This window comes from Micromonospora sp. NPDC023644 (assembly GCF_040640115.1).
Taxonomy (GTDB): Bacteria; Actinomycetota; Actinomycetes; order Mycobacteriales; family Micromonosporaceae; genus Micromonospora.
Window position 1 is genome coordinate 196,604 of record NZ_JBFABA010000003.1, and the last position, 20,384, is coordinate 216,987.

At 74.0% G+C, this 20,384-nt stretch carries 23 protein-coding genes; 14 read left to right on the forward strand and 9 right to left on the reverse strand.

Annotated features, from left to right (window positions below; all coding sequences use genetic code 11):
- Nucleotides 1-63 precede the first annotated feature (63 nt).
- Nucleotides 64-282 carry a hypothetical protein gene (locus AB0G08_RS03890; protein ID WP_358082665.1) on the reverse strand — a complete coding sequence of 73 codons (219 nt, stop codon included), beginning with the start codon at nt 280-282 and terminating at the stop codon, nt 64-66.
- A gap of 174 nt (nt 283-456) precedes the next feature.
- Between AB0G08_RS03890 and AB0G08_RS03895 the strand changes: the two genes are divergently transcribed.
- Both AB0G08_RS03895 and AB0G08_RS03900 read left to right on the forward strand, forming a co-directional pair.
- On the forward strand, nt 457-1,398 hold the full coding sequence (locus AB0G08_RS03895) for a hypothetical protein (protein ID WP_358082668.1): 942 nt from the start codon (nt 457-459) through the stop codon (nt 1,396-1,398).
- Between the two features lie 167 nt (nt 1,399-1,565).
- Nucleotides 1,566-2,276: a class I SAM-dependent methyltransferase gene (locus AB0G08_RS03900; RefSeq protein WP_358082671.1), complete on the forward strand. Its 711-nt coding sequence runs from the start codon at nt 1,566-1,568 to the stop codon at nt 2,274-2,276.
- Between the two features lie 97 nt (nt 2,277-2,373).
- Here AB0G08_RS03900 and AB0G08_RS03905 read toward each other — a convergent pair whose 3' ends face one another.
- A complete protein-coding gene (locus AB0G08_RS03905; RefSeq protein ID WP_358082674.1) occupies nt 2,374-2,895 on the reverse strand; it encodes an aminoglycoside adenylyltransferase in 522 nt (173 codons plus the stop codon).
- Nucleotides 2,896-3,101: 206 nt separating this feature from the next.
- Here AB0G08_RS03905 and AB0G08_RS03910 point away from each other — a divergent pair, with 206 nt between their 5' ends.
- A complete protein-coding gene (locus AB0G08_RS03910) occupies nt 3,102-3,881 on the forward strand; it encodes a DUF4253 domain-containing protein (RefSeq protein WP_358082676.1) in 780 nt (259 codons plus the stop codon).
- A 35-nt stretch (nt 3,882-3,916) separates the two neighbouring features.
- Nucleotides 3,917-4,750, forward strand: coding sequence for a hypothetical protein (locus AB0G08_RS03915; protein WP_358082678.1), 834 nt, complete (start codon nt 3,917-3,919; stop codon nt 4,748-4,750).
- A gap of 111 nt (nt 4,751-4,861) precedes the next feature.
- On the opposite strand, the gene AB0G08_RS03920 is transcribed toward AB0G08_RS03915, so the two are convergent.
- Nucleotides 4,862-5,959 carry a hypothetical protein gene (locus tag AB0G08_RS03920; RefSeq protein WP_358082681.1) on the reverse strand — a complete coding sequence of 366 codons (1,098 nt, stop codon included), beginning with the start codon at nt 5,957-5,959 and terminating at the stop codon, nt 4,862-4,864.
- 116 nt (nt 5,960-6,075) lie between these two features.
- Nucleotides 6,076-6,396 (reverse strand): helix-turn-helix transcriptional regulator, encoded by a 321-nt coding sequence (locus tag AB0G08_RS03925; protein ID WP_358082924.1) that lies wholly within the window; start codon nt 6,394-6,396, stop codon nt 6,076-6,078.
- A 93-nt stretch (nt 6,397-6,489) separates the two neighbouring features.
- Between AB0G08_RS03925 and AB0G08_RS03930 the strand changes: the two genes are divergently transcribed.
- Nucleotides 6,490-7,392 carry an LLM class flavin-dependent oxidoreductase gene (locus tag AB0G08_RS03930; protein WP_358082684.1) on the forward strand — a complete coding sequence of 301 codons (903 nt, stop codon included), beginning with the start codon at nt 6,490-6,492 and terminating at the stop codon, nt 7,390-7,392.
- Between the two features lie 54 nt (nt 7,393-7,446).
- Here AB0G08_RS03930 and AB0G08_RS03935 read toward each other — a convergent pair whose 3' ends face one another.
- On the reverse strand, nt 7,447-7,878 hold the full coding sequence (locus AB0G08_RS03935; protein ID WP_358082687.1) for an ASCH domain-containing protein: 432 nt from the start codon (nt 7,876-7,878) through the stop codon (nt 7,447-7,449).
- A 107-nt stretch (nt 7,879-7,985) separates the two neighbouring features.
- Here AB0G08_RS03935 and AB0G08_RS03940 point away from each other — a divergent pair, with 107 nt between their 5' ends.
- Nucleotides 7,986-8,522, forward strand: a complete 537-nt coding sequence (locus AB0G08_RS03940) for an alpha/beta hydrolase (protein WP_358082690.1) — start codon at nt 7,986-7,988, stop codon at nt 8,520-8,522.
- 11 nt (nt 8,523-8,533) lie between these two features.
- Here the strand turns inward: AB0G08_RS03940 and AB0G08_RS03945 are convergent, their stop codons facing one another.
- Nucleotides 8,534-9,085: a phosphoribosyltransferase family protein gene (locus tag AB0G08_RS03945; RefSeq protein ID WP_358082692.1), complete on the reverse strand. Its 552-nt coding sequence runs from the start codon at nt 9,083-9,085 to the stop codon at nt 8,534-8,536.
- Between the two features lie 197 nt (nt 9,086-9,282).
- Here AB0G08_RS03945 and AB0G08_RS03950 point away from each other — a divergent pair, with 197 nt between their 5' ends.
- The 4 genes from AB0G08_RS03950 (at nt 9,283) to AB0G08_RS03965 (ending at nt 14,186) form a co-directional block, all read left to right on the forward strand.
- Nucleotides 9,283-9,924 (forward strand): septal ring lytic transglycosylase RlpA family protein, encoded by a 642-nt coding sequence (locus tag AB0G08_RS03950; RefSeq protein WP_358082695.1) that lies wholly within the window; start codon nt 9,283-9,285, stop codon nt 9,922-9,924.
- Between the two features lie 101 nt (nt 9,925-10,025).
- Nucleotides 10,026-11,153 carry a PP2C family protein-serine/threonine phosphatase gene (locus tag AB0G08_RS03955; protein WP_358082698.1) on the forward strand — a complete coding sequence of 376 codons (1,128 nt, stop codon included), beginning with the start codon at nt 10,026-10,028 and terminating at the stop codon, nt 11,151-11,153.
- A 139-nt stretch (nt 11,154-11,292) separates the two neighbouring features.
- Nucleotides 11,293-13,149 carry an acyl-CoA dehydrogenase gene (locus tag AB0G08_RS03960; RefSeq protein WP_358082701.1) on the forward strand — a complete coding sequence of 619 codons (1,857 nt, stop codon included), beginning with the start codon at nt 11,293-11,295 and terminating at the stop codon, nt 13,147-13,149.
- A gap of 767 nt (nt 13,150-13,916) precedes the next feature.
- A complete protein-coding gene (locus AB0G08_RS03965) occupies nt 13,917-14,186 on the forward strand; it encodes a DUF6458 family protein (RefSeq protein ID WP_013730795.1) in 270 nt (89 codons plus the stop codon).
- 206 nt (nt 14,187-14,392) lie between these two features.
- Here AB0G08_RS03965 and AB0G08_RS03970 read toward each other — a convergent pair whose 3' ends face one another.
- The gene (locus AB0G08_RS03970; protein ID WP_358082704.1) at nt 14,393-14,932 is read right to left on the reverse strand and encodes a histidine phosphatase family protein; all 540 of its coding nucleotides are present in this window, start codon (nt 14,930-14,932) and stop codon (nt 14,393-14,395) included.
- 115 nt (nt 14,933-15,047) lie between these two features.
- Between AB0G08_RS03970 and AB0G08_RS03975 the strand changes: the two genes are divergently transcribed.
- Entirely contained in the window at nt 15,048-15,332 is a 285-nt protein-coding gene (locus tag AB0G08_RS03975; protein WP_089002696.1) for a DUF6458 family protein, read from the forward strand.
- 66 nt (nt 15,333-15,398) lie between these two features.
- Here AB0G08_RS03975 and AB0G08_RS03980 read toward each other — a convergent pair whose 3' ends face one another.
- Nucleotides 15,399-16,076: a hemolysin III family protein gene (locus tag AB0G08_RS03980; protein ID WP_358082707.1), complete on the reverse strand. Its 678-nt coding sequence runs from the start codon at nt 16,074-16,076 to the stop codon at nt 15,399-15,401.
- Between the two features lie 107 nt (nt 16,077-16,183).
- Here AB0G08_RS03980 and AB0G08_RS03985 point away from each other — a divergent pair, with 107 nt between their 5' ends.
- The 3 genes from AB0G08_RS03985 to AB0G08_RS03995 are packed head-to-tail and all read left to right on the forward strand — an operon-like array spanning nt 16,184 to nt 18,436.
- Nucleotides 16,184-16,849, forward strand: coding sequence for a carboxyltransferase domain-containing protein (locus AB0G08_RS03985; protein ID WP_358082710.1), 666 nt, complete (start codon nt 16,184-16,186; stop codon nt 16,847-16,849).
- Nucleotides 16,846-17,703, forward strand: coding sequence for a biotin-dependent carboxyltransferase family protein (locus AB0G08_RS03990; protein WP_358082713.1), 858 nt, complete (start codon nt 16,846-16,848; stop codon nt 17,701-17,703). The genes AB0G08_RS03985 and AB0G08_RS03990 overlap by 4 nt, the downstream gene beginning before the upstream one ends.
- Nucleotides 17,687-18,436, forward strand: a complete 750-nt coding sequence (locus AB0G08_RS03995) for a 5-oxoprolinase subunit PxpA (protein ID WP_358082716.1) — start codon at nt 17,687-17,689, stop codon at nt 18,434-18,436. The genes AB0G08_RS03990 and AB0G08_RS03995 overlap by 17 nt, the downstream gene beginning before the upstream one ends.
- A gap of 60 nt (nt 18,437-18,496) precedes the next feature.
- Here AB0G08_RS03995 and AB0G08_RS04000 read toward each other — a convergent pair whose 3' ends face one another.
- Nucleotides 18,497-20,338: an NHL domain-containing thioredoxin family protein gene (locus tag AB0G08_RS04000; protein WP_358082719.1), complete on the reverse strand. Its 1,842-nt coding sequence runs from the start codon at nt 20,336-20,338 to the stop codon at nt 18,497-18,499.
- Nucleotides 20,339-20,384 lie beyond the last annotated feature (46 nt).

The window sequence follows — 20,384 nt, forward strand, 5'->3', positions numbered from 1 at the left end:
AGCCTGACCGTGGCGGCTGGCCTGGTGGGCGACGGACGAGTCGACGGGTACGGACAGGTTCCGCTAGACCGACTGGTCGTGGAAGTAGACGGTGGCCGACCACCAAGCGCCGTCGGCGGTGACTTCGCTGTGCAGGACGACGTCCTGGATCTCGATGCCAGGCCGCTCGTCGATGCTGTCCGCGATGCGCCGTAGCAGGGCAGGGACGCTGTCTTGGCCGGGGCCGACCGGATTTGCCTGCGCGAAGTGTTTGATCGTCCAGGATTCCGGTTCCGACGGCATGGCGGGAGTTTGTCACGCTGCCGGCCGCCGGCGGCGTCTTGCAGTGGCGAGCAAGGGCAATCGTCCCGCTTCGTCCCGTGGGTCAGCGCGGCCGGAGCCGGCCTGGCTATGTTGCTCATCCAGCATGCGTCGACTACGTCGCGTGATGAACCGCGGGGGAAGGTGCGTCTCAGCATGTCCATCACTCTGTCCACCGGGCGTCGCATCGCGGCTGCCGCGCTCGGCTTGGCGGTCGGCGCGGTCGGCGCCGCGGCCCCGGCCGTCGCCGCACCGCAGAAGTCCAGCACCGGCACGCTGTCCATCACGGCGGAGCAGTTGGTCCTGGAGCCGACCGACCAAGGCTACGTCGGCACGCTCAACGCCACGGTCACGAACAACAGCCCGGCCGCCAGCTACTACAGCCTGAGCTTCCTGGAACCGGCCGGCGCCGCGGGGGGCCAGGTGGTTCCCGAGGACGCCTGCGTCTGGACAGGCACGGTCGGCATCCGCACCAAGCTGAACTGCGGCAACGGGAGCGTCGAACTGGCACCCGGCCTCAGCCAGACGCACAACATCCGGTTCCACGTCAGGACGACCCCCCGGGACTACCCGATGGTCGTCGACGACAGCTGGATCGGCGTGGTGCCGGAGGGCGATCAGGATCCGATCCAGAGCGCCCCGTTCACGACTCTCTTCCGCTCCACGAGTGGCGAGATCACCAACCCGCAGCCGTACGTGCAGGCAACCCAGACCGACATCTCGCTGAGCGCGAACGCGGTCAGGCTCGACCGGCTGCCCGACGGGAGCCTCAAGGGCCGTATGCCGCTGACGGTCCAGTACGGCAACGACGCGCCCTCCTTCGGGCTCGACGTCGCCGCCGGCCTGCCGGCCGGCGTCGTGGTGGACCACATCGAGCCGCAGGACATGCCGAGTTTCGGGGACTGGTTCACCGTGCCGGGCGGCCGGTTCGCCCCCGGTGAGGCGCGCACCTTCGACGTCATCCTCACCGCACCGGCCGGCACCCCGGCGGGTGAGCTGGGCACGGGCTCGTACACGTTCTCCTCGTCCTACGTGGTCAACCTGACCGACGTGGACCCAGCGGACGACACGACCTCGTTCAGCATCACGGCCGGCTGAAACCAGCGTCGTGCAAGGGCCCGGAACCGCTCGGTTCCGGGCCCTTCGCCTCGCCCGGTAGGGCGGTGCAGCAGTTCGACGAGCTTCCGGACCGCCCGGACCAGGAGGCCCCGGCCGCCGCCTTTCGACGTCCCTCGCGGTAGGGGCCGCTGTCGTACGGTGTGCCGATGGACAGCCAAGATCGCAGCACGTACCTGGCCGCGGCCGCGGCCAACCTGACCTTCAACTCGCCGCTCAGCGAGGACCGGGTGGCGGACCTGATCCGGCGGCTGGCCCCCACCGGGGCGGGCTGGCGAGCCCTGGACCTGGGCTGCGGCAACGGCGAGTTTCTCCTGCGGCTGTGCGCGGCCCACGGCATCGCCGGTGACGGGGTGGAGCGCGACGCCAGCGACGCCGAACGGGCCCAACTGCGCGCGACGGAGCGGGGAATCTCGGATCGGGTCGCGTTCCACGGCGCGGATGCCGCCACCTGGGACCGGCCCGCCGATCTCGTCGTCAACGTCGGGGCGGGCCACATCTGGGGCGGCGCCGCGCAGGCTCTCGCCGCGCTGCACCGGCTCACCGTGCCCGGCGGCAGACTGCTGTTCGCCGACGGCTTCTACCAGGCCAGCCCCGGCGACCAGGTCCGCGAGACCTTCGGTGACCTGCCCGACCTGGCAACCCTGGCCCAGCTCGCCGTGGACGCGGGGTTCCGACCCCTGCACGTCGCCGTGTCCACCGTCGCCGAGTGGGACGACTTCGAGTCCGACTGGCGTGCGGGCATCGAGCGTCTCGGCACGCCGGAGGCGCGGGCGTTCGCTGATCAGCGGCGCGACGGATACCTCAACGGCTACCGCGACGTCGTCGGCTTCGGATGGCTGGTCCTGACGCCGGCCTGAGCATCGGACGGCTGACCGCCCCGGACGAAGGACCCGGTCGGGGAGTGGGCCACCTCGGACGGTCCGGTGAGGTCAACGGTCCGGAGGAGTCGCCGGCTCAGGGCTCGCGGTCGTCGCTGGGCACCGGACGGGCGGCGAGGCGGTGCAGCCAGGCCAGGTCGGCGCGGTCCACGTCGCGCGGTTCGTAGCCGCTGTGGAACAGCAGTTGCTGTGCGACGGAGATGCAGTCGACCCGGCGACCAGCAATGGTGCCGGTGGTGAAGCAGCCACTCGGCCAGCGGAAGCTGCCGCCGTCGAGGCCGGCCTGGTGGCCGTCGCCGGCCTCGTCGAACGTCAGCGGGTGCAGGTCGACCCGACCCCGCCCCTCGGCGACGACCTCGACGCGGACCGGCCGCCAGTCGGTCTCGACGACGTAGCCGAGCCGGCCGAGAGCCCTCAACGCCGCGGCTTCGTGCTCCGCGGCGACGGCCAGGTCCAGGTCGCGGTGCGCGCGGGTCTGGTGCCCGACGAGCGCGTCGACGCCCCAGCCCCCGCCGATCCACGCCCTGCACCCGACGGCGGCGAGGGCGGCCAGGACGGTGTGGACCTCGTCGGCGCCCATGTCAGCGAAGCTGGTCATGACCACCGTTCTAGCCCCTGCGGGCACGTCCCGACCACCCCGGAATCACGGCCCGCCGGGAGGGCGGCGAGGTGGCCGGGTCGCGGCCGCGCACCGAGGGCGACCAGGCGGGCTTCCGCCGGCCCGACGAGCCGTTCGAGGACCGCGATAGCCCAGGGCGTCACGGAGGGCCAGATCTGATCGTACGGTCCGCCTACGCTCCCGCCGTGATCGCGAACCTCTCCCGGTTGCTGAGTTCGCTACCGCCCGCGTCGCTGCCGCCCGGCCGCATGGTCGAGCCGGAGGACGGCGGACCGCCGCCGTACTGGTTGAGCGACGGCCCGGCCGATCCGGGGCTGTGGGCGCGGATGCGGGCCCGGCATCCGGAGTCCGGGCTGTGGCCGCTGCTGCTGAGCGGCTTGTCGAGCGACGAGAGGCGCCCGTGGGTCGACGGCGAGGTGCGTCCGGCCGACATGTCGTCGCCGGAGCGCCACGACGTGGCGGAACTGCTGGCCCGGTGGTGGGCCGACCGTACGACGGTCGACGAGGACGAGACGTTGGCCGCCACGGCTCCGTTCGGCCGGAACTGGCCCGGCCTCGCCAGGCCCGGCGACCTGGCGGAGCCGCCCGCCGAGCTCGCCGACGAGTGCGCGGAGTTCCTCCTGGACGGGCGGACGCGTCTCGGGCTCGTGCCGGCCACCCGCAGCGCGGACACCCTCGCCGTGGCGGGTTGGTCCGGCCCGGCGAACTACACCGGCGACGCCGGGGAGATCTCGGCGGTGCTGCGCAGCTGGGAGGACCGGTTCGGCGTACGGGTGGTCGGCGCCGGGTTCGCCACCCTGAACCTCAGCGTCGCCGCGCCACCGACGTCCACCGAGCACGCCCTGGCGGTCGCGGCCGAGCACTTCGCCTTCTGCCCGGACAACGTCTGGCAGGGCGACGGCTCGCTGACCGCCTATGCCGACCAGCTCCTCGGCATGCACTCCTGGTTGTTCTGGTGGGACTGACACCCGCCTGCCGCTGCGCTCGACCCGATGGCACGGTGCTTCTCGCCGACTGGCTGTCCGACGCGTGGGCGCGGACCAGGGCGGTCCGGGTCCTCGACGGCGGCCTGGACGGCGGGCCGCTGGCCGACCGCGCGGTGCTGGCCGAGCTGACCGACCCGGACCGGCTGGCCAGGGCGCGGGAGCTCACCACCGGCGGGCGGCCGACCGGCGACATCTGTCGCTGCACCGGTGACGTGACGCTGGCCCTCTACGACGCCCAGGACCGGCCCGTCGGCAGCGCGGGCATCCACGGCCACGGCAGCGTCTCGTGGGAGCGGACGAGGTTCGCCGACGACCTGGAGGTGGCCGAGCCGGCCGCCCTCGCGCTCTTCCTCTCCGAGTGCGGCGTCACAGGGCTCCTCGTCGGCCTCCTCGCACCCCTCGTCGCGGCCCTCGGCCACGAGGAGGAACCCGAGGGGCCGCAGTTCCGCCCGGTCTCGGCACCCGCGATCCTGGCGGAGCGGCGGGTGCCCGGCCCGCTCCGGGACGAACTCGTCGGCATCGCCGGCGACCGCGCCGGAAGGCTCCCGGACGATCGGGTACGCGACCTCGCGCGGCGGCTGGGCGTCGCCGAGCCGGACCCGGTCGCCCGCGCGACGCTGCTCCTGGCCTGGCTGGGCCGGCTGCCGTACCCGACGGAGGCGCTGTGGGGTGAGGGCGTCCTCGTACGCCGGCTGCTGGCGGCGCTGACCGACGCGGACGTCGTCGCGGCGGCGGAGGCCGGGGACCCGGTCGTGGCGCTGGGCGCGCTCAACTGGGCGGCCCACCAACCGGACGACCGGGCGGTCGCCGTCGCCGTCGCGCCGACCCTGCGCGGCCTGCTGCCCTGAGCGCCGACTCCCGCCCTGAGCGCCGACTCCCGCTCGCCGATCGCGCGGCGGAGGAGTAGGCCCCGACGCCACCCCGCCCGACGTCGCCGCCCGGCGGCGCCCCTCCGGCGGTCAGCCGACGGCGGCCGTCGGCAGCGGGCTGCGCCGGGGCACGGTGGCCAGCGCCAGCCCCAGCAGCGCGCTCGCCGCGCCCGCCACGAACAACAGCGAGGCAGCCGGCTGGCCGAGCCACTCCCACAGCGGGTGCCACGTCGGGTGCGGCTCGGCGCGGTGGTGCCGCAGCAGGCTCGGGACGGCCAGCAGGACGGGCGTCCACCAGAGGAACAGGGTGATCGCGAGTAGGACGGTGACCGTTCCCCGGGCGGGGTGCGCCGCCTCGGTGCGCCGGCTGGCCCAACCGAAGACCAGCCAGCCGAGGGCCGCTCCGAACAGGCCACCGGCGACACCGGCCGGCAGCACGGCCGGCGGGGCCGTCCGGCTCAGGGTCAGCGACAGGCTGCTGCCTTCGGGTAAGGGCGGGGAGACGACGTGGAGTTGGAGGACGGTGTCGCCGCGCTGGGCGAGCAGGGTGGTGCCGGTGATCGTGATGACCGGGGCGCACATCTTGTCGACGCAGCCCGGGTCGGTGCGGACCATCGGCTCGTACAGCTGCCAGCCGGTCTCGCGCAGGCGCCGCTGCGCCAGTGCGAGCGTCTCGTCGGCGGGCATCCGGGGTGTGCCGGCCAGGCTGGCCACGACGGCGCTCTGCTGGTATTCGCCGCCGTCGCCGAGCAGCAGGTTGTCGAGCGCCCGCACGGTGAGCGGCTGGCTGTAGAAGGTGAAGAGCGCCGGCGCCAGCTCGACGTCGCCGAGGTCGTGCCCGGGTAGCACGGCGGCGAAGACGGCGGCGGTCTCGGCCCGGTCGGGCTGCGGTCGGGAGGTCTCCCAGGCGGCGCGGGTGGCGAGGGCGGCGGTGAACAGCCCGCAGATGACGGCGGCGAGCGTGGCCCAGACGCCGACCGTGCGGCTGGCCGGCCGTCCCAGCCGGCAGCGCAGGCCGTGCCGGATCAGGTTGGCGGCCTCGCGCGGCGTGGGCCGGGTGCGGCCCGCCGGCGCCGCGTCCAGCAGGACCCCGACCATCTCGTCGGCCCGGGCCCGCCGGTAGTCGCGGGGGTGGCAGAACAGCAGCCGCCGGTAGCGGCGGGCGAGCGGGTCGCCGGTCGTCGGCATGGCTGTCCCTTCCGATCGGTACGCACCGGCGGGGCTTGCGGGTGCGGCAGTGCGGTGGTGCTGCTTGGTGCTGACCGGGTCCGGTTGGTGCGACGCGGGGTCTTCGGGCGGGGCGGTCAGGCGGTGCCGGGGCGCAGCGCGCGCAGCCGGGTCTCGGCGGCGGTGGCGAGCTGGCGCAGCCGGGCGGTCTCGGCGTCCAGCGTGCGGACGCCGTCGGGAGTGAGGCGGTAGTAGCGGCGGAGCCGCCCGTCGACGGTCTCCTCGCGGTCGGGCGCGACGAGCCCCTGCGCGTGCAGCCGGTCGAGCGCGGCGTAGAGGGTGCCCGGCAGCAGGGTGACGCGTTGCGCGGACAGGTCGGTGACCTCCCGGATGATGCCGTAGCCGTGTCGCGGGCCACCGGCAAGTGCGGTGAGGATCAGGAAGGTCGGCTCACGCATCGCGGTCACGGGCGACACCATATTCAGATCATCGATATATGGTCAAGGCCCCGTGCGGGCGCGCCTCCAGGCGGCGGCCCTAGGCTGGCGATCATGCGGATTGGCATCGTGATCCTTCCCGACCAGCGCTGGTCCGACTCGCGGCGCCGCTGGCGGCAGGCGGACGAGTGGGGCTTCGACCACGCCTGGACGTACGACCACCTGGGCTGGCGGGACCTCGTCGACGGACCCTGGTTAGACTCCGTGACCACGCTGACCGCCGCCGCGACCGTGACCTCCCGGATCCGGCTCGGCACGCTGGTGGCGTCGCCGAACTTCCGCCACCCGGCGGCGTTCGCCCGGCAGGTGACCGCGCTCGACGACGTCTCCGGTGGGCGGCTGCTGCTCGGCCTCGGCGCCGGCGGGATCGGCTTCGACTCGGCCGTGCTGGGCGGGGAGACGCTGCCGCCGCGCCAGCGGGTGGACCGGTTCGCCGAGTTCACCGAACTGCTCGACCTCATCCTGCGCGAGGACGGCACGACCTGGCGCGGGGAGTGGTTCACCGCGGTGGACGCCCGCAACGCCCCGGGCTGCGTGCAGACGCCCCGGGTGCCGTTCGTGGTGGCCGCCAACGGGCCCCGGTCGATGCGGCTGGCGGCGCGGTTCGGCCAGGGCTGGGTCACCACCGGCCCGGGCGTGGACGACCTGGAGAGCTGGTGGGACGGGGTGGCCGAGGCCGCCGCCCGGATGGACGGGACGCTCGCGGCGGCCGGCCGCGACACGGGCACCCTGGACCGCTACCTCTCGCTCGACTCCGCGCCGGTCTTCTCGCTGCGCAGCGCCGAGTTCTTCGCCGACCAGGTCGGCCGGGCCGCCGCCCTCGGTTTCACCGACGTGGTCACCCACTGGCCCCGGGCCAGCAGTTGGTACGCCGGCGACGAGGCCGTCCTGGTGGACGTGGCCACCCACCTGCTGCCCGAGCTGCGCCACGGGCGCCTGACCGCGCGCCTTTCCTGAGGTTGGTGGTGCGGGAGGCGTCAGCCCGACCGGCCGGCGGACGCGCCGGCGGGCTCAGGTGCCGAGGTCCCCGGTGGCGATCGTGCCGTCGCCGCCGGAGACCAGCCGGAACCGGATGCAGACGACCTCGCTGTCGTCGGTGACGGGGGTGCCCACCCGCGCCCAGTAGGCGGCGTGACCCTCGCGCCACTCCTCGATGGAACGGTCGCCCTCCCCTTCCGCGCGGGCGAAGTCCCACGGCACGTCCGCGAAGCGGACCACCTCGACGCCGGTGACCTCCACGACGCCGACCAGCGCGTCCCCGTCGTCGACGAGGGCCAACCGCTCGCCGGCGTGCTCCAGCTCCTCGCCCTCCTCGGCGTACTCGGTCGTCAACCCGGCGGTCGCCGTCTTCACCCCGGCGAGCACCAGGGTGTTGAGCCGCGTCCGCAGCTCACCGGGGGTGCCGAGGGCGAGGGTGCGCAGTCCGCCGATCCGAGGCCACATCCTGCCGACGGTACCGGTGCCGTCGATCATCCGGCGCGGCATTTCCGCCCCCACCGTCCGTGCGGCAGGCGCTACGGTGGGTGGGGCGACGACGACCGGGAGGCGGCATGGCGGACAGGCGCGCGGTGCTCATCCCCGGCCGGGGCTACGACACCCGGTTCCCGCTCTTCGTCTACGCCGGTGAGGCGCTGCGCCGCGCCGGCTACGCCCTGCACGCCATCACGTGGGAGGTGCCGGAGCGGTTGGCCCCCGACCGGGACGGCCCCGGGCCGGCCGTCGACTGGGTGATCGGCCAGGTCACCCCGACCCTCGCCGAGCCGACGGACCTGCTGGTCGGCAAGTCGCTCGGCTCGATGGCGACGCCGCTCGCGGCCGACCGCGGGCTGCCGGCCGTCTGGCTCACCCCGCTGCTCCACGTCCCCGCCGTGGTCGACGGGCTGCGCCGCGCCACCGCGCCGTTCCTGCTGGTGGGTGGCTCGGCGGACCGGTCCTGGGACGGCTCGCTCGCCCGCCGGCTCACCCGGCACGTGGTGGAGATCGAGCGGGCCGACCACGCGCTGATGGTGCCGGGCCCGTTGGCCCGCTCGGCGGAGGCGCTCGGCCGGGTCTGCACGGCCGTCGAGGAGTTCGCTCAGATCAGCTGACGAGGCTGAGGTCAGGCCGTCAGGTCGGCGCCGTGCACGAGCCCTCGGACGCGCAGCTCGGTGGCGACCGCCGGGGGGCAGTCGAGCACGACCGTGGCGGTGCCGACCGGTTCCGCGCCCCGCGCGGCGCAGATCTCGTAGAGCGCGCGGACCTGCGCCCCGGTGGCGACCCAGTCGTCCACCACCAGCACCCGGTCGCCCCGGTCGAGGCCGTGGTCCCGCACGGCCAGGTCGACGCGTCGGCCCCGGAAGTCCGGCGGGCTCTGCGCCCAGGTGAGCGGCCCGGCGGGCAGCCGGCCGTCGCCCGGCTTGTGGGCCGGCACGAAGCCGACCCCGAGCGCCGTCGCGGCGAGCGGACCGAGCAGGTAGCCGGTGACCGCCGGCGAGACGACCACCGTCGGCCGGGCGGCCCGGAACGGCTCCACGAGGGCCGGCCCCAGCCGGGCGAGGATCTCCGGGTCCCGCCACCAGCCGGAGACGTCGCTGACCAGGTGACTGGCGCCGGGGCCGGGATCGATCCACCTGACCAGCGCGGCGAGACGTCCGCTCAGCTCGGAGGGCATGGGAACCATCCTGCGCCACGCGAGCCGGCCCGGGCGCCCCGCCTCGTACCCGGGCCGCCCGGCCCACCTCGGGTCGGATGATCGGCTACACGTATCACTGCAATTGCGGGCATACCACCATGATCACGTTGACTTCGGAAGTGCTTCTCTCGTTACGGTCCGACCCGGTTTGCTCAGATGACGAAAGGACCGGACCGGTGGCTGGCAGGCACTCCCGTACCCGCATGTTCTCCTCCCCGGCCGGCATCGCGGCCACCGCGGCGGTCGGGGTCGCCCTCGCCGTCGGCGGCACCGTCGGCGCCGTCCAGCTGACCTCGGGCGCGGAGCCCGCCCGCCCGGCCGCCGTCGACCTCGCGCCCACCGGCCTGCCGACCAGCGCCGCCCCCAGCTCGCCGGCCGTCCCGTCGGTTGCTCCGCCGAGCGCCAGCGCGTCGCCGAGCGCGACCGCCAGCCCCAAGGCCAGCCGGTCCACCCAGGCCCCCTCCCGGAGCAAGCCGCGCACCGCCGCGCCGAAGCCCACCGCGACGAAGAAGAGCAGCACCGCCCGTCCGGTGGTCGACAGCGGCTCGTGCGGCGCCTCGTTCTACTCCGAGGGGCAGCTCACCGCCAACGGCGAGAACTTCGACCCGTCCGCGCTGACCGCCGCCCACAAGACCCTGCCGTTCGACACGAGGGTCCGGGTCACCAACCCGGCGAACGGCAAGTCCGTGACGGTACGCATCAACGACCGCGGCCCGTTCATCGAGGGCCGCTGCCTGGACCTGTCCCGGGCCGCGTTCGCCGACATCGCCTCGCTCGATGCCGGCCACGTCGAGGTCCGCTACGAGGTGCTCGGCTGAGCCGCTCGCCGGGCGGCGATCGGCCCGGCGACACGGTCCGGGTGGGCAGAACATCCTCGGACGACGGGCCAGGTTCATTCACCCGCTCACGTCCATCAGGCATGCTGTCCCTCGTACGCACGCGACCCTTCCAGTCGGGCCCCGGCCCGCTGAGCCCCGGATCCCGCGCCGGCCTCGGCGCGGCCTTCGTCCTGCTCGCGATCGTCTCGGCCGTGGAGCTGGCCGACGGCCGTCCGGCGAACTACATCGCGTTGATGGTGGCCGCGCCGTTCCTGACCGCGGCGCTGGCGTCGTGGCGGATCACGCTCGGCGTGGGCCTGGCCGCCACGGCCCTCGGGGCCGGCTTCGCGTTCGGCGAGGAGACCATGGCGCTCCCCACCACGGTCGCCGTGGCGGGCATCGCGCTGGGCACCGCGATCGCGGTGGCCACGGCGGCCGTACGGCAGCGCCAGGCCGAGCGGATCGCCGAGCTGTCCCGGCTGGCCTCGGTCGCCCAGCAGGCCGTGCTGCGTCCGCTCGGGCCGCAGGTCGGCACGCTCTCGGTGGCCGCCCGGTACATCTCGTCCACCGCCACGGCCGAGATCGGCGGTGACCTGTACGAGGCGGTCGACACCCCGTACGGGGTGCGGATGATCATCGGCGACGTGCGCGGCAAGGGCCTCGACGCGGTGCGGCTCGCCAGCATCGTGCTGGGCTCGTACCGGCACGTGGCGTACGAGCGGGCGGACCTGCGGGCCGTCGTGACCGACCTGGACCGGGCGGTGGCCCGGAGCGTGGGCGACGAGGACTTCGTCACCGCCGCGCTGGTCGAGGAGCGGGGCGGGACGCTCACCATCGTCAACTGCGGCCATCCGCCGCCGCTGCTGCTGCGCCGGGGCGCCGTCATCCCGCTCGAACCGCCGGCCCCCGCCCCGCCGCTGGGCTTCATGCCGGTGGTACGCCCCCGGGTCGAGCGGCTGGAGCCCGGCGACCGGCTGCTGCTCTTCACCGACGGGCTCGGCGAGGCGCGCCGGGACGGGGAGTTCTTCCCGACCGCCGACCGGGCCTGGCGGCTGCTGGGCCACGGCACCGTCGGCGACGGGCTGGCCTCGTTGGAGACCGCCCTGGTCGAGTGGGTGCACGGCCGGCTCGACGACGACATCGCCCTGGTCCTGATGGAGTACACGGGCTCGCGCGGCGCCGCCACGGTGGCCGTGCCGAGCTGGGAGGTCGGCGCGGCCGAGAGCTGAGCCGACCAGCCGTTCGCAACCCGAACGGGAAGTGTGTAATCGCCGTCACTTCCGAGATCGGCTTGTCGCTGCCTACCCATCGGTAATACAGTCTGGGTTACTGATCGGTAACACCTGTCCGGAAGCGGGGCCAGCGAGCATGACCCACTACAAGAGCAACCTTCGGGACCTCGAGTTCAACCTCTTCGAGGTCTTCGGGGCGGACCAGGCGTTCAGCCAGGAGCCGTACACGGACCTGGACGTCGACACCGCGCGCGACATCCTCGCCGAGGTCGACCGCCTCGCCCGTGAGGATCTGGCCGCCAGCTACACGGACAGCGACCGCAACCCGCCGGTCTTCGACCCGGCCACGCACACCGCGCCGCTGCCGGAGTCGTTCAAGAAGTCCTACCGGGCGTACATGAACTCCGAGTTCTGGCGGCTGGAGCTGCCGACCGAGCTGGACGGCAGCAACGCGCCCCGGGCGCTGGTGTGGTCCCTCGCCGAGCTGATCGTCGGCTCCAACGCCGCCGTGTGGATGTACGCCTCCGGCCCGTCCTTCGCCCACGTGTTGCAGGTCGAGGGCACCGAGCAGCAGAAGAAGTGGGCGAAGCTCTTCGTCGACAAGCAGTGGGGCTCCACGATGGTGCTCACCGAGCCGGACGCCGGCTCGGACGTGGGCGCCGGTCGGGCCCGCGCCATCCAGCAGCCCGACGGCTCCTGGCACATCGAGGGCGTGAAGCGCTTCATCACGTCCGCCGAGCACGACCTGAGCGACAACATCATCCACTACGTGCTGGCCCGACCGGTCGGCGTCGAGGGCGTCGGCGGCCCGGGCACCAAGGGCCTGTCCCTCTTCGTGGTGCCGAAGTACCACTTCGACGAGAACACCGGCGAGCTGGGCGAGCGCAACGGCGTCTTCGCCACCAACGTCGAGCACAAGATGGGCCTGAAGGTCTCCAACACCTGCGAGCTGACCTTCGGTGAGCACGGCGTACCGGCCAAGGGCTGGCTGCTGGGCGAGAAGCACGAGGGCATCCGGCAGATGTTCATGATCATCGAGAGCGCCCGGATGATGGTCGGCACCAAGGCCATCGCCACCCTCTCGACCGGCTACCTGAACGCCCTCGAGTACGCCAAGAGCCGGGTGCAGGGCGCCGACCTGACCCAGATGGCGGACAAGACCGCGCCGCGCGTGACCATCACCCACCACCCGGACGTGCGCCGCTCGCTGATGCTCCAGAAGGCGTACGCCGAGGGCCTGCGCGCCCTGGTCTGCTACACCGCCACCTGGCAGGACAAGGTCGCCATCGCCGAGGCGGCGGGCGACGAGAAGGCGACCAAGCTCGCCAAGCGGGTCAACGACCTGCTCCTCCCGCTGGTCAAGGGCGTCGGTTCGGAGCGGGCGTACGAGCTGCTCGGCCACGAGTCGTTGCAGACCTTCGGCGGCTCCGGCTTCCTCCAGGACTACCCGCTGGAGCAGTACGTCCGGGACGCGAAGATCGACACCCTCTACGAGGGCACGACGGCGATCCAGAGCCTCGACCTCATCTTCCGGAAGATCGTCCGGGACAACGGCAAGGCCCTGATGGCGGTCGCCGGCGAGATCCAGGAGTTCATCGCCACCGAGGCCGGCAACGGTCAGCTCAAGGAGGAGCGGCTGGCGCTGGGCAAGGCGCTCGCCGAGATCCAGAACATGGTCGGCGTGATGACCGGCTGGCTGGGCGAGGCGCAGGGCGGCGACACCCGGGCGCTCTACAAGGTCGGCCTGAGCAGCCGCCGCTTCCTGCTGGCGATCGGCGACCTGGTCGTCGGCTGGCTGCTTCAGAAGCAGGCCGACGTGGCCCTGAAGGCCCTGGCCGGCGAGGTCTCCGCCGCCGACAAGGCGTTCTACACCGGCAAGGTGGCCGCCGCCCGGTTCTTCGCCCGCGAGGTGCTGCCCCGCATCGGCGCCGACCGGCGGATCGTCGAGGGCACCGACCTGGACATCATGGACCTCCCGGAGGAGGCCTTCTGAGGTACGCCGTAGCGCCGCACGGCGCGGCGGTGGAGCCGGGAACGACCCGGCGGTGATCCGGCACGACGGCCGGCGGGCAGCAGCCCGCCGGCCGTCGTCGTCCATCCTCCGGGCGTCCGGGTGGTGGCTCACCCGCCGCCGCTCACCTGCGGGGCCGGCGCCCGCGTGCCGCCCGCGCCTCCGTCGGTGCCCGCTCGGACCGCACCTGGCGAGACAGCGCACCGCGTCCACACCTGGGCCGTCCTGCTCGGCCGCGGCCTTCCCGATGCCCCGGCCCGCCGAGGCACGGCGAGCCGGTGGCGGCCGTCCCGGGTGCTCGCGCGGCCGATCACGCAGCGTCACGAAATCTCCCGCTCTTCCGGCCCATCCGCTTCGCCGCTTTGCTCTGCAGCCACGGAAGCGCCAGCAACTCTGGGTGCCTGTTGCTTCCGTGGCTGCAGAGCAAAGCGTCCGCGAGTGTGTGGCGCTGGCAGCGCTCTGGCGCGTCGATTGGCCGGTATTGCGCCGCCATGTCCGCTTTATGGAGTGGCGGCTGTGGTTGGCGGTCACTACAAGGAGTTACGGCCCGCGTCTCGGGGCGTGGTCACCGTGCGCAGTCGCGGCGACGACGTCCGCCGGGCGGCAGGTGACGGCGGTCGGCCGGCCGGAGCGGGGTTCGGCCGGCTATTCGGGGAGGTCATCCGGGTAGCCGGGCGGTGTGGCGGGTAACCGTCGCGAGGCCACGTCAGAGAACGCCCAGAGCCACCGCACGGGGGAGTGCAGCGCACATGGGCATTGGTAGCGGAATCTTCCTGATCGCCATCGGCGCGATCCTCACCTTCGCCATCAGGGCCAACGTCTGGTGGGTCGACCTGCGTGCGGTCGGCTGGGTGTTCATCCTGGCCGGGCTGGGCGTCCTGCTCACCACGCTCTGGTTCTGGCAGGACCGGCGCAAGCGGGCGCGGACCCTGATCGTCGAGGAGAATCGGCTCTCGCACCCGACCGCGATGATGCCACCGCCGCCCGACCCGCCGCCGCCGACGGCGCCACCGTCCTGAGCCACCTTCCTGAGCTGCCGCCGACGGCGCCACCGTTCTGAGCTGCCGCCGGCCCCTCGGGCGCATCCGAGGGCCCATCAGGCCGCCCGGCCCATCAGGCCGCGCCCGGCCCGTCAGCGGCCCGGCCCGCTCAGCCGCCGGCCAGGCGGTGTCCACGGCAGTCCACGAGCGGCACCTGAGCCACCCGCCACGCACCGGCGGGTGGCTCAGCCGCGTGCGGTGTGCCGGTCGGTGATCGGTGCCCGGCTCAAGCCAAGTTCCGGCCAGTCGACCTCGGGCCGGTGCACCACCACGTCGCTGGTGCGCATCCCGTCCTGGTCCGCCCGCTCCGGGTCGAGCAGCGCCGAGAGCAGCGAGATGCCCGGGTTGTGCGCGATCAGGAGGACCGTGCGGGCGGCCGGATCCACGTCCCGGACCAGCGCCAGCAGGTCCTGCGGGCGTGCCTCGTACGCGTCGGCCTCGTAGCGCACGACGGGAGCGGGGCCGGCCGAACCGCCCTCCGGCGGGGAGCCGGTCATCCCCATCGCCACACCGTGCCAGGTCTCCCGGGTGCGCCGGGCGGCCGAGCAGACGACCACGTCCGGCAGCAGGTCGTGCTTGGCCAGCCACGCGCCGGCCGCGGCCGCGTCGGCCTGGCCCCGCGCGGCCAGGGGACGGTGCACGTCCGGCACCACCTCCCCGGGCGGCTCGGCCTTGGCGTGTCGGAGCAGCACCAGCGTCCGTCCCTGGGCGTGAGCATCCGTCATGTCCCCAGCTTGCCCGATTGGCGATCAGAGCGCCTGGGTAAGTCGATGGATGCCGCAACCTCACCGATGGCCGCGGCGGAAGGAAACGCCAGGTGACAGCCGAGGAGGCGACGAGATGGGCTTTGGTGGCAGTATCTTCCTGATCGCGTTGGGTGCGATCTTCGCGTTCGCCGTGGAGGCGGATCTGGGCTGGCTCAACCTGGCCGTGGTCGGCTGGGTGCTGATGCTCGCCGGCGTGGCCGGCCTGCTGCTCACCCTCCACTTCTGGAACTCGCGCCGGCGGGCCGTGGTGGCCCCGGTGCGCGGTGAGCGCGTGGTCGCGGAGCAGGTCGTGCCGGTGCAGGACGACCGGGTCGTCGAGGAGTACCGCGAGGTGCGTCGGCCGCGCCGCACCGTCTGACGTCCGACCGGACACCGTTCTTTCCGGGGGCTCCGCCACGCGGCGGGGCCCCCGGGTGCGTGTCCGTCAGGCGAAGAGGGCGAAGTAGATGGCGATGTGGTGGCAGAGCGCGGCCACGAGCGTGCAGGCGTGGAAGAACTCGTGGTGGCCGAAGACGGTGGGCCAGGGGTTGGGCCGGCGGAGCGCGTAGAAGACCGCGCCCACGCTGTAGATCGCGCCGCCCACGATGAGCAGCACCAGGGCGGTGACGCCACCCTGGTGCAGGATGTCGGGCAGCATCGCGACGGAGACCCAGCCGAGCGCCAGGTAGAGCGGCGCGGAGACCCAGCGCGGGGCGTGCGGCCAGACCAGCTTGAGCGCCACGCCCGCGAGCGCGCCGCCCCAGACCAGCGCCAGCATGATCGTGGCCGGCCGGGGTTCCAGCAGCAGTACGCAGAACGGCGTGTAGGTGCCGGCGATGAACACGAAGATCATCGAATGGTCCATCCGGCGCATGATCTGGTAGCCGCGCTCGGACCAGACCCGCCGGTGGTAGAGCGCGCTGGTGCCGAAGAGCCCGCAGACCGTCACGCTGTAGATCACGCAGCTGACCAGCGGGGCCCAGCCGGGCCGGGTCGCGGCGACCGCGCTGAGCACGATGCCGCAGACTCCGGCGACGAAGAACGCGTACGTGTGCAGCCAGCCGCGCATCCGGGGCTTACCGATGTCGACCGGCTTGAGTCGAAGCGGTGCGGAGGTGGTCACGCCCTTAGGTTACGACACCGTAGGTTACTTTCAAGTAGTGCGTCCGGTCACGTGGGACGGCGGTCGACCGACCCTGGCGCCGCGCGCCGGTCGGGGAGTATGGCGGGATGCGGATCCGACCCGTCGGGGTGCACGCCCTGCTGATCGACTGTGCCGGCGCGGACCAGGTGGAGGCGTGGCGGGCCGAGCTGTGGCGGCGGCGCGAACGCGGCGAGCTGACCGCCGTCGAGATCGTGCCGGCGGCCACCACCGTCCTGCTCGACGGGGTGCCGGATGCGGTTGCGACGGCCGCGCGGATCGCCGCCTGGCAGCCCCGGCCGGACGCACCCGTGCCCCCCGGCGCGCCGGCCGCCGGCAGCGGGGCGGCAGCCGGTGGGGGCACCCCCGCGGCCGCCGGCCCGGTCGAGGTTCCGGTGACCTACGACGGGGAGGATCTGCCCCTCGTCGCCGACCACTGGGGCGTGGACGTGCCGGCGGTGGTCGACCGATTGAGGCGTACCCGGTTCCGGGTGGCCTTCTGCGGCTTCGCCCCCGGGTTCGCCTACCTCACCGGGCTCCCCGCCGAGCTGGCGGTGCCCCGGCTGCCCTCCCCCCGCCCCCGGGTGCCGGCCGGCTCGGTCGCCCTGGCCGGCCCGTACGCCGGGATCTATCCGGCGGCCTCGCCCGGCGGCTGGCTGCTGGTCGGGCGCACCGGGATGCCCCTCTTCGACGTGCGTGCCGACCCGCCGGCCCGGCTCACCCCGGGCACCCGGGTACGCCTGGTGGCCGCGTGAACGCGGTGGTCGAGGTGCTCCGCGCCGGGGCGCTGACCACCGTGCAGGACCTGGGCCGGGCCGGCTGGGCGCACCTCGGCGTACCCCGGTCGGGCGCGCTCGACCCGGCGGCGCTTCGGCTGGCCAACCGGCTCGTCGGCAACCCGGAGTCCGCCGCCGGCCTGGAGATCACGATGACGGGCTGCGAGCTGCGGTTCCCCCGCGCGGCGGCGGTCGCGGTGACCGGTGCCGGTGCCGTCGTACGGGTCGGTGACCGCCCGGGTGACGTGGGCCGGCCGCTGTCGGTGCCGGCGGGCGCCGTGCTGCGGATCGGCCCGCCGCGCGACGGCCTGCGCAACTGGCTCGCCATCGGCGGCGGCGTCGCCGTCGAGCCGGTGCTCGGCAGCCGCGCCACCGACACCCTCTCCGGGCTCGGCCCGCCGCCACTGCGCGACGGCGACCGGCTGCCCCTGGGCACACCGGCCGGACCGCCCGCCCCGGTGGACGTCACCGTCCCGGCACGCACCCCGACGGAGCTGCGGCTGACCCTGCGGCTCGGTCCCCGCGACGACTGGTTCACGGCGGCCGCCCTGGACCGGCTGTTCGGCGACGCGTACGCGGTGAGCCCGGTGGGCAACCGGGTCGGCGCGCGACTCACGGGCGCGGCGCTGCCCCGCGCGGTGGCCGGGGAACTGCCCAGCGAGGGCATCGTGCTCGGCGCGGTGCAGGTGCCGGCGGACGGCCAGCCGTTGATCTTCCTCGCCGACCATCCGACCACCGGCGGGTACCCCGTCGTCGGGGTGGTGGACGACGTGACCCCGCTCGCGCAGGCCCGCCCAGGGACTACGGTCAGGTTCCATGGACCTCAACGCTGACCTCGGCGAGGGATTCGGCATCTGGCGCCTCGGCGACGACACCGCGCTGCTGGACCTCATCACCTCCGCCAACGTCGCCTGCGGCTTCCATGCCGGCGACGCGTCGACCATGCGCCGGGTCTGCGAGGGCGCCGCCGAGCGCGGGGTGGCCGTCGGCGCGCAGGTCGGCTACCGGGACCTCGCCGGCTTCGGCCGGCGGCACATCGCGTACGCCTTCGCGGAGCTGCGCGACGAGGTCACCTACCAGCTCGGGGCCTTGGAGGCGTTCTGCCGGCTGTTCGGCACCCGGGTCCGCTACCTGAAGCCGCACGGGGCGCTCTACCACGCCGCCGCCTGCGACGAGGCCCAGGCGGCGGCGCTGGTCGCGGCGGTCGGCGGCTACGACGACCAGCTGCCGCTGCTCTGCCCGCCCGGCTCGGTCCTCGCCCAGCTCGCCGCCGGCGCCGGGCTGCGGGTGGTCGCCGAGGGCTTCGCCGACCGGGGCTACCTGCCCAACGGCTCGCTGGTGCCGCGCACCGCCCCCGGCGCGCTGGTGACCGACCCGGAGGAGGTGGCCGCCCGGGCCGTCCGGATGGCCACCGAGCGGTGCGTGGTCGCGGTCGACGGCAGCGTCGTCCCGTGCCCGGTCGAGTCGATCTGCCTGCACGGCGACACCCCGGGCGCGGTCCGCTGCGCCGAACTGGTGCGCGCCGCCCTGATCGACGCGGGGGTCACGCCCACGCCGTTCGCCTGAACGGCCGCCCCTTCCCGCGCAGGAAGGGGCGGCCTTTCCTGACGCCGACCGCGACCGGTGTCAGGCGTCGTCCAGGCCCCGTAGCACCAGCGGAAGCCGGGCGGCGGCGCCGTCGACCACCCGGACCGGGACGCCCCAGTCCTGCCGGGTCAGGTGGCAGGCCGCGTGCTCGACGTCCGCGTCGCAGGTCGCCGCCTGGGCGGTCACCTGGAGCACACCCCCGGCCACGGTGCCGTCGACGACCAGCCGGCGGGACAGCTCGGTGCCGGTGCCCGCCCCCTCCAACAGCAGCTCCGGCGGCGACGCCGACACCACCAGCCGCGTCGACGGGCCGTACGTCTCGTCGAGCTTCTGCCCCGGCGCGGGGGTGAAGATGACGTCCAGGGTCACCTCGCCGGCCGCCACGTCGGTGGGCTTGCGCTCGGTGCGGTGCCGGGGACCGTCGACGGTGCTCGCGCCGGCCGCCGAGAGCGCGCCGGGCGCCAGCCGGGTCAGCCGGTGCGCGGCGGACTCCACCACCAGCACCTCGCCCGCCGGGGTGAGCACCAGGTCGCTCGGCTCGGCGAGCCCGTCGGCGACCGTCGAGACCCGGTTGCTCTCCGGGTCGAAGCGGCGGACCGCCCCGTTGTACGTGTCGGCGACCAGCACCGAGCCGTCCGGCAGCGCGCACACCCCCAGCGGGTGCTGGAGCAGCGCCTCCGACGCCGGCCCGTCGACGTGCCCGAAGTCGAAGAGCCCCTGCCCGACGGCGGTGCCCATGACGTCGTTCTCGACGTAGCGGATCGCGCTGGTCTCGCTGTCGGCCACCCAGAGCCGGGCGCCGTCGGCGGAGACGGAGAGGCCGGACGGCTGCGCCATCCACGCCTCGGCCAGCGGGCCGTCGCGCAGGGCCTCGACCGTGGTGCCCGCGTACATGCCGGCGGTGCGCTTCACCGGGTCGAACCACCACAGCTGGTGGATGCCGGCCATCGCGATGACGACCTTGTCGTCGTACCAGGCCAGGTCCCAGGGGGAGGAGAGGTCGACCGCGAGCGCGTCGTGCGAGTGGTCGTCGACCGTGGAACGCCACTGCCGGCCGGTGCCGGCGACCGTCACCACCTCGCCGTCCGCCAGCCGTACGCCGCGCAGCAGGTGGTTGACGGTGTCGGCGACGACGAGGTCGTAGCCGGCCACCTCGGCGGTGTGCGCCGGCAGCAGGCACAGCCCCTGCGGCTCGGAGAAGGTGGCCGCCCCGGCCGGACCGTCGGCCCGGCCCCGGGTGCCCGCGCCGATCCGGCGGACCAGCGTCTCGCCGTCACCGGCCAGCTCCGCCAGCGAGTGGTGGGCCGAGTCCGACACCAGCAGGTTGCCGTTCTCCAGCGGCACCGCCTTGCCCGGGAAGCGCAGCGTGGTCTCCGGCTGCGCCGGCGGGACGTACGGGCCGTCGCCCCGGTGCAGGGTGCCCTTCGCCTCGTGGGTGGCGGTCAGGTCGTCGACGAGGCGGGCGAGCCCCTCGGCGTGACCCTCGCCGGCCATCGTCGCCACCACGTAGCCCTCGGGGTCGATCACCGACAGGGTGGGCCAGGCGCGGGCGGCGTACTGCTGCCACATGTCCAGCTCGGGGTCGTCGAGCACGGGGTGGTGCACGCCGTACCGCTCCACCGCGGCGGCCAGCGCGTCCGGGTCCTTCTCGTGCTCGAACTTCGGCGAGTGCACGCCGATCACGACGAGCACGTCGCCGTACTTCTCCTCCAGCGGGCGCAGCTCGTCGAGCACGTGCAGGCAGTTGATACAGCAGAAAGTCCAAAAATCCGCGATCACGATCTTGCCGCGCAGGTCGGACAGCTTCAGCTCCCGCCCGCCCGTGTTCAGCCAACTCCGGCCCCGCAGCTCGGGGGCACGTACGCGCGGTGTCGTTCCCATGGTTGTCAGCCTGCCATGTCGCGCTGGGCCGAGCCGGGCTCCGTGA

Excerpts from the sequence above, each read along its gene's own strand:
- AB0G08_RS03905 (WP_358082674.1), bottom strand. The coding sequence starts at position 2,895 with ATGACCAGCTTCGCTGACATGGGCGCCGACGAGGTCCACACCGTCCTG.
- AB0G08_RS03975 (WP_089002696.1), top strand. The coding sequence starts at position 15,048 with ATGGGCTTTGGTGGCAGTATCTTCCTGATCGCGTTGGGTGCGATCTTC.
- AB0G08_RS03890 (WP_358082665.1), bottom strand. The coding sequence starts at position 282 with ATGCCGTCGGAACCGGAATCCTGGACGATCAAACACTTCGCGCAGGCA.
- AB0G08_RS03985 (WP_358082710.1), top strand. The coding sequence starts at position 16,184 with ATGCGGATCCGACCCGTCGGGGTGCACGCCCTGCTGATCGACTGTGCC.
- AB0G08_RS03935 (WP_358082687.1), bottom strand. The coding sequence starts at position 7,878 with ATGTGGCCTCGGATCGGCGGACTGCGCACCCTCGCCCTCGGCACCCCC.
- AB0G08_RS03895 (WP_358082668.1), top strand. The coding sequence starts at position 457 with ATGTCCATCACTCTGTCCACCGGGCGTCGCATCGCGGCTGCCGCGCTC.
- AB0G08_RS03970 (WP_358082704.1), bottom strand. The coding sequence starts at position 14,932 with ATGACGGATGCTCACGCCCAGGGACGGACGCTGGTGCTGCTCCGACAC.
- AB0G08_RS03965 (WP_013730795.1), top strand. The coding sequence starts at position 13,917 with ATGGGCATTGGTAGCGGAATCTTCCTGATCGCCATCGGCGCGATCCTC.
- AB0G08_RS04000 (WP_358082719.1), bottom strand. The coding sequence starts at position 20,338 with ATGGGAACGACACCGCGCGTACGTGCCCCCGAGCTGCGGGGCCGGAGT.
- AB0G08_RS03945 (WP_358082692.1), bottom strand. The coding sequence starts at position 9,085 with ATGCCCTCCGAGCTGAGCGGACGTCTCGCCGCGCTGGTCAGGTGGATC.
- AB0G08_RS03930 (WP_358082684.1), top strand. The coding sequence starts at position 6,490 with ATGCGGATTGGCATCGTGATCCTTCCCGACCAGCGCTGGTCCGACTCG.
- AB0G08_RS03960 (WP_358082701.1), top strand. The coding sequence starts at position 11,293 with ATGACCCACTACAAGAGCAACCTTCGGGACCTCGAGTTCAACCTCTTC.
- AB0G08_RS03900 (WP_358082671.1), top strand. The coding sequence starts at position 1,566 with ATGGACAGCCAAGATCGCAGCACGTACCTGGCCGCGGCCGCGGCCAAC.
- AB0G08_RS03920 (WP_358082681.1), bottom strand. The coding sequence starts at position 5,959 with ATGCCGACGACCGGCGACCCGCTCGCCCGCCGCTACCGGCGGCTGCTG.
- AB0G08_RS03995 (WP_358082716.1), top strand. The coding sequence starts at position 17,687 with ATGGACCTCAACGCTGACCTCGGCGAGGGATTCGGCATCTGGCGCCTC.
- AB0G08_RS03955 (WP_358082698.1), top strand. The coding sequence starts at position 10,026 with ATGCTGTCCCTCGTACGCACGCGACCCTTCCAGTCGGGCCCCGGCCCG.
- AB0G08_RS03940 (WP_358082690.1), top strand. The coding sequence starts at position 7,986 with ATGGCGGACAGGCGCGCGGTGCTCATCCCCGGCCGGGGCTACGACACC.
- AB0G08_RS03925 (WP_358082924.1), bottom strand. The coding sequence starts at position 6,396 with ATGCGTGAGCCGACCTTCCTGATCCTCACCGCACTTGCCGGTGGCCCG.